The sequence below is a fragment of the Sedimentibacter sp. genome, from assembly GCF_033447055.1.
In the GTDB taxonomy this organism is placed as follows: Bacteria; Bacillota; Clostridia; order Tissierellales; family Sedimentibacteraceae; genus Sedimentibacter.
The window spans coordinates 1-5,813 of record NZ_JAWQJF010000071.1 but is presented as its reverse complement, the minus strand read 5'-3'; the positions used below and the strand labels follow the sequence as shown (position 1 = coordinate 5,813).

Here is a 5,813-nt window from a genome sequence, read left to right as displayed (position 1 = left end):
TCTTTGCACTAGCAGGGAATCAAAATTCTGGAAAAACAACACTTTATAACAAGTTGACAGGGAGCAATCAACATGTCGGAAATTTCCCCGGTGTTACTATTGAAAAAAAAGAAGGTCAGATAAAGAAATACAAAGACACATACCTGGTAGATCTTCCAGGCATTTATTCTTTATCTCCATATACAATGGAAGAGGTTGTTACAAGAGATTTTCTTTTAAAAGAGCATCCGGATTTAGTGTTAAATATTATAGATGCAACTAATATTGAAAGAAATCTTTACTTAACTCTACAATTAATGGATCTTGCAATTCCAATGGTTATTGCATTAAACATGATGGATGAAGTTAGAGCTAGCGGTAATTCAATAGATGTAAAAAAACTGTCAGATAATCTTGGCATTCCTGTAGTGCCAATATCTGCAAGTAAAGGTGAAGGCGTTTCAGAGCTTGTAGATGTTGTTATTAAAACTGCCCAAGAAAAGAAGAGCCCTAAAAAGCTTGATTTTTGCACGGGAGAAGTTCATAAAGCAATACATGCGATATCACACTTAATAGTTGATCAGACAGAAAAAGAAGGGTATCCTCCAAGATTTGCCGCAACAAAGCTTGTAGAAGGAGACGAGCCTACTATAAAAGCTCTAAAAATTACTGAAAGTCAAATTCATATAATAAATCATGTTGTTAAAGATATGGAAAAAGCTTTAAACACTGACAGAGAAGCTGCATTGGCTGACATGAGGTATAGTTATATAGAGCGAGTCTGCGCTGATGCGGTAGTTAAAAAGCAAGAAACAAAAGAACAAATTCGTTCAGAAAAAATAGATGCTTATTTAACACATAAATATTTTGGCATACCAATATTCTTTGGTATAATGTTCTTGATATTTTGGATAACATTCGGAGCTGTAGGAGCTCCTATGCAGGGTTTTTTAGAAACAGCGATAGAAAAATTCACAGAATTTGTATCAAACTCATTAACTGCTTTAAATGTAAGTCAATGGGTGCATTCTTTAGTAATTGATGGAATATTTGCAGGTATCGGAAGTGTTTTATCGTTCCTACCAATAATAGTAGTATTGTTTTTCTTTCTTTCACTGCTGGAAGACAGCGGTTATATGGCAAGAGTAGCATTTTTAATGGATAAATTGCTTAGAAAAATCGGATTGTCCGGGCGGTCATTTGTACCAATGCTAATCGGATTTGGGTGTAGTGTTCCGGCAATTATGGCAACAAGAACATTGCCTAGCGAGCGAGATAGAAAAATGACAATTGTATTAACTCCTTTCATGTCATGTAGCGCGAAACTGCCTATATATGGAATGATTACAATGGCGTTTTTTCCAGAAAATGCAGCAATAGTAATGATAGCTCTGTATGTGATGGGAATATTAACAGCCGTATTGTCAGGATTATTATTGAAAAGTACGGTATTTAAAGGAGAGCCGGTTCCTTTTGTTATGGAGTTGCCTGCTTACAGAATTCCTTCAAGGAAAAGTGTATTAATACACATGTGGGAAAAAGGAAAAGATTTTATTCAGAAAGCATTTACTGTAATATTTATAAGTACGATTATTATTTGGTTTCTTCAAAGTTTTGATTGGTCACTCAACATGGTAGATGACAGTACGCACAGCATACTTGCTTTCTTGGGATCTTTAATAGCTCCAATATTCATTCCGTTGGGATTTAATGATTGGAGAGCTTCAACAGCTCTTATTACAGGATTGACAGCAAAGGAAGCTGTTGTGAGCACATTGACTGTTTTAACAGGATCTGCAACAGATTTAGAACTTTCAACAATATTGAACACAATACTCACACCATTAAGTGCATTTGCATTTTTAACATTTACATTGTTGTATATGCCATGCCTAGCTGCTTTTGCAGCAACAAAAAGAGAACTTGGTTCAATGAAGTATGCATTGCTTACTGCGTTATATCAAACAGTGACTGCATTTATTGCCGGAACTCTTGTTTACCAAATTGGGAGTTTGTTTATTTAGGAGGCATTTATGAATTTTGCAGATATAATTATTATTTCAATAATCGCAGCAATTGCTGCATTAGTAATAAAGTACATGAAAAAACAAAAGAAAAGTGGCAGCTGCTGTTCCGGATGTTCTGGATGCAGCAAAGCAAACAGCTGCTCATTTAAATAATAAAAAACAAAGCTATCTTTTAAATTTAATTTATGGATAGCTTTTTATTATTCATTTAAAAATGAAACATATTTAAACTTTACGAATATATTATAATATATTATTAGTGAGGTGCAATATGGATGATTTTTTAATAAGTGAACAAAGAAGGAGACCACCTGTAAAAAATGTTATAAGGGCAGAAAATGCTTTTATTGAAAATATTAGTGCTGATAACAGAACAGGCTATGTTACCATATCCTATGGGGTGATGGGAGAATTTTGCATTATTCACATGGAAATGGTAACTTTGGTGGTAAACAGAGATACTATAATACGAAATCAATTTGGTCAGAATTTATCATTTAGCGATTTAAGAGAAGGTATGATTGTGGATGCAGAGTTTTCAGCCGCCATGACCAGAAGTATACCTCCCCAAGCAAGAGCTTACAGAATTACTGTAATTAATCAAAATAATAATTCTCAAATAACAGAAGGAAGAGTTCTTAGCGTTGACACTCGAAACGACTTTTTTTTAACTGGCAACCCAAATGACATATACAGCCAAATGAGATTTGTTGTAAGTGATTCAACTGTAATCATGGATAGGAGAGGAAGGCAAATAAGATTGAGAGATTTAAGACCAGGAGATTTTGTAAGAGTTGAGCATGCAAATTTTCAAACAATGAGCATACCTCCCCAGACAACAGCTTTTAATGTGCAAGTTTTGTAGCCAAGGAGAAACGTCTCTTATGACTAACAAAAAGGAAGTATTCTCGAACAAATACTTCCTTTTTTGCGTTATATTAAATGAACAAGTTTACGTTGGATTCTTCAGCATCACCTAAATAAGTACCAACTCCGGCATATTCAACACCTTCAATTATTTCTTCCTTTGTAATTCCCATAACATCCATGGACATTGTACATGCAATCATTTTAACACCGTTGTCCATTGCTTTTTTTACTAAATCCTCTAAAGAATCAATATTTTTATCTTTCATAACTTTGCGCATCATTGCTGTTCCCATGCCGCCCATATGCATTTTTGAAAGTTTAAGCTTGGTTACTCCTTGAGGCATCATTTTTCCGAACATTGCATCAATGAATGGCTTTTTGACATTTTGTTTCTCTGTTTTCCTCAGTACATTCAGTCCCCAGAATGTAAAGAACATTGTAACAGGTCTTCCCATAGCTGCAGCACCATTTGCAATAACAAAGGATGCAAGAACTTTATCCATATCGCCGCTAAAAACTACGATTGTTTTTCCATCATTATCTGAAGTTAAGGCAGCAGCATTCTGAACTGCAGAAGTCTGCAATGTTTGCTCAGCTTTTTTTGTAGCTGTTCCCTTTTGCAGGAATACAATATTTTCCTTGCCTTTTTTTTCAACTTTTAATAGAGTATTTCCAGTTCTTCTACTCCATGCTTCCACGTCTTTTGCAAAACCTGAATCAGTTGCAGAAACTTGAATAATATCTCCATCATTTATTTTCTTTATCGTTTCATAAACCTTCATTATTGGACCAGGACATTGCAGTCCGCTGCAGTCAACTTGAATTGTTGCTTTGATATCTTTTGAAATATCATTATTAAAGTTTGACGGATGTAATGCATTAACTTTTGAGTCATCTATCTGAAGTTCTTCTTTCATGCCCAGACTGTTAAAATAATCATAATAAACGGCTTTGAAAAAATTTGTTCCGGCAGGATATACAAAAACATTTTTAAATCCATTTTCCATTAAAACTCTGGCTGCATTGTAAGAACGAACCCCTACTGCGCAAAATACAATTATTTTATCATTTTTATTTAATTCTGACAGTCTGCTTCTAAGTTCTCCTTGAGCAATATTTATTGCACCTGGCACTTCGAATACCATAAGTTCCATATCTTCTCTTATATCAAGTATTTTATAATCACTTGGTTTAGAAGGATCAAAATCATTCCATTTTGCAAATTTAATTTTGTTTTGAATTATATTTTCAGCTACAAATCCCAGCATATTAACAGGATCTTTTGCAGAAGAATAAGGAGGTGCATATGCAAGTTCCAGTTCTTCTAAATCATAAATGCTTGCGCCTAGACGAATTGTCGTTGCAAGAGTGTCAATTCGCTTGTCAACTCCATCTTCTCCTACAATTTGTGCACCGAATATTTTTCTGCCGTCTGCCGAAAAAACCATTTTCAAAATCATTTCAGATGATCCCGGATAGTATCCTGCATGAGATTTTTGAGATATAGTTGCAGTTAAATAATCTTTTCCTTCAATCATGCCCACTCTAACAAGTGTTTTTTCATTTGCTCCCGTAGAAGCAACTGTAAGGTCAAATACCTTTGCTACAGAAGTGCCTTGAGTTCCTTTGTATACTTCATTTGCACCATAAATATTGTTGGCACAAATTCTTCCTTGCTTGTTTGCAGGACCGGCAAGAGCTATCATTGCCTTTCCTTTGTTTATAAATTCTTCAACTTCAATAACATCTCCAAGAGCATAAATGTTTGGATCAGATGTTTTTAAATATTTATCCACGACAATTCCACCGCGCTGATTTATTTCAAGACCAGCGTCTTTAGCCAATTGACCGTTTGGACGAACACCTATGGACAAAATAACCATGTCTGCTTGTAAAGTTCTTCCGCTTGCCAATGTAATGTTAACTATTCCGTTTTCACTTTTAAATTTGGAAACTCCGTTTCCTAAAATAAGACTTATATTGTTGGCAACCATATTGTTTTGTACAAGTTGAGCCATTTCATAATCAAAAGGAGCCATAACCTGGTCCATTGCTTCTGCAACAGTTACATTCAAGCCAGCATGGTGAAGATTTTCAGCAACTTCTAGACCGATGAAGCCTCCGCCTATTACAACAGCATTTTTAGGTTTTCTTTCAGCCATAAAATTCTTTATTACATCAGTGTCAGGAACAGTCCACAATGTAAAAATTCCAGGAGAATTTATTCCTTCAATTGGTGGCTTCAAAGGAGAAGAACCTGTTGAAATAACCAATGTGTCATAATTTTCCTTATAAATTTCGCCGGTTTTTACTTTTTTAATTTGAACTTCCTTATTTTCTTTATCTATTGAAATAACTTCAGAGTCAACGCGAACATCCACGTTGTATTTTTTTGACATCTCTTCTGGAGTTTGTACAATCAATGATGATCTTTCTTTTATTACATTGCCTATATGGTATGGAAGACCACAATTTGCATATGAAATATATGAACCTCTTTCAAACATTATTATATCTGAAGTTTCATCAAGTCTTCTAAGTCTAGCTGCCGTGGTGGCACCTCCGGCTACGCCGCCGATAATTAATATTTTTTTACTCATTATTTTCTCCTTTTTTATTGAAGAATTTCTTCTACAATATGTTTTACTTCTTCATTTTTAATTTTATAAATAATTTCCGTTCCATTTCTTTCAGCAGATAAAATGCCTGCAGCTTTAAGTTTTGCTAAATGCTGTGATACAGTTGGCTGCGGAACGTCAATACAGCCTTGAATATCTGTCACATTGCTCTCTTCTTCTCTTATGAGCGTTACTAAGATACAAAGCCTTACAGGATGAGCTATTGTTTTAAACATTTCTGCTTTTTCCGCAAGGAGCTTTTTTGTTTTTAATTTATCACTAAAATCTATCATAGCCACCTCGATATATTAATATATTA

The 5,813-nt window shown here is 34.6% G+C and carries 5 protein-coding genes; 3 read left to right on the top strand and 2 right to left on the bottom strand.

All coding sequences use genetic code 11. The annotated features are described in order from the left end of the window. The 3 genes from feoB to SA378_RS04770 form a co-directional block, all read left to right on the top strand. The coding region (feoB, locus tag SA378_RS04780; protein WP_318524845.1) for a ferrous iron transport protein B at positions 1 to 2,003 on the top strand (2,003 nt) is incomplete at its 5' end. A 9-nt stretch (positions 2,004 to 2,012) separates the two neighbouring features. Next, the gene (locus SA378_RS04775) at positions 2,013 to 2,159 is read left to right on the top strand and encodes a FeoB-associated Cys-rich membrane protein (protein WP_318524844.1); all 147 of its coding nucleotides are present in this window, start codon (positions 2,013 to 2,015) and stop codon (positions 2,157 to 2,159) included. Positions 2,160 to 2,277: 118 nt separating this feature from the next. After that, a complete protein-coding gene (locus SA378_RS04770; protein WP_318524843.1) occupies positions 2,278 to 2,871 on the top strand; it encodes a hypothetical protein in 594 nt (197 codons plus the stop codon). A gap of 73 nt (positions 2,872 to 2,944) precedes the next feature. On the opposite strand, the gene SA378_RS04765 is transcribed toward SA378_RS04770, so the two are convergent. Then, positions 2,945 to 5,476: an FAD-dependent oxidoreductase gene (locus SA378_RS04765; protein ID WP_318524842.1), complete on the bottom strand. Its 2,532-nt coding sequence runs from the start codon at positions 5,474 to 5,476 to the stop codon at positions 2,945 to 2,947. A 14-nt stretch (positions 5,477 to 5,490) separates the two neighbouring features. Continuing rightward, complete coding sequence (locus SA378_RS04760; protein WP_318524841.1) at positions 5,491 to 5,787, bottom strand: metalloregulator ArsR/SmtB family transcription factor; 297 nt, start codon at positions 5,785 to 5,787, stop codon at positions 5,491 to 5,493. Positions 5,788 to 5,813: the final 26 nt, after the last annotated feature.

Bases quoted from the DNA above. Each gene is read 5' to 3' on its own strand.
- SA378_RS04770 (WP_318524843.1), top strand. From the start codon at position 2,278: ATGGATGATTTTTTAATAAGTGAACAAAGAAGGAGACCACCTGTAAAA.
- SA378_RS04760 (WP_318524841.1), bottom strand. From the start codon at position 5,787: ATGATAGATTTTAGTGATAAATTAAAAACAAAAAAGCTCCTTGCGGAA.
- SA378_RS04765 (WP_318524842.1), bottom strand. From the start codon at position 5,476: ATGAGTAAAAAAATATTAATTATCGGCGGCGTAGCCGGAGGTGCCACC.
- SA378_RS04775 (WP_318524844.1), top strand. From the start codon at position 2,013: ATGAATTTTGCAGATATAATTATTATTTCAATAATCGCAGCAATTGCT.